1 protein-coding gene is annotated in these 645 nt (G+C 42.8%); it reads left to right on the top strand.

Features of this window, described 5'->3' with window-relative positions:
* A partial coding sequence (locus ABD915_RS10100; protein ID WP_345117841.1) for a DEAD/DEAH box helicase family protein occupies nucleotides 1-645 on the top strand: 645 nt, incomplete at both ends.

The raw sequence follows: 645 nt of genomic DNA, 5'->3' as shown, positions 1-645 counted from the left end.
GTGGCAAGCTTATTATGGCATGTGGAACGGGGAAAACCTTTACCAGTCTTAAGATAGCAGAACAAATAGCTGGAAAAGGCAAGCGTGTATTGTTTCTGGTACCTTCTCTTGCTTTGATGTCACAAACGGTACGTGAATGGACAAGTGATACAGAAGTGCCCTTGCGTTCCTTTGCGGTGTGTTCGGATACACAAGTAGGCAAGCGTCGTAAAGGGAAACAGGATGATGAGGCTGGTCTCGATGCTTCTGATCTTGTCTTGCCGGCTACCACGGATGCGGAAACACTTGCACGTAAAGCTAATAAAACATCTCTTGATGTGATGACCGTGGTCTTTTCGACTTATCATTCTATTCAAGTGATTTCCGATGCGCAAAAGGAATATGATTTACCCGAATTTGATCTGATCATTTGTGATGAAGCCCATAGAACAACGGGGGTTGTATTGGGAACAGACAAGCATGAATCTGAGTTTGTCAAGGTTCACGACAACAGCATCATTTTGGGTAAAAAACGTTTATATATGACAGCAACCCCAAAAATCTTTGCTGATAGTGCCAAAAAACAAGCCCATGAGATGAATGGCATTTTAGCCTCTATGGACGATGAAGCACTCTATGGAAAAGAGCTTTACACCTATACATTCT

This window comes from Bartonella jaculi, from assembly GCF_039543045.1.
Classification (GTDB): Bacteria; Pseudomonadota; Alphaproteobacteria; order Rhizobiales; family Rhizobiaceae; genus Bartonella; species Bartonella jaculi.
This window is presented reverse-complemented; position numbering and strand designations above follow the sequence as displayed.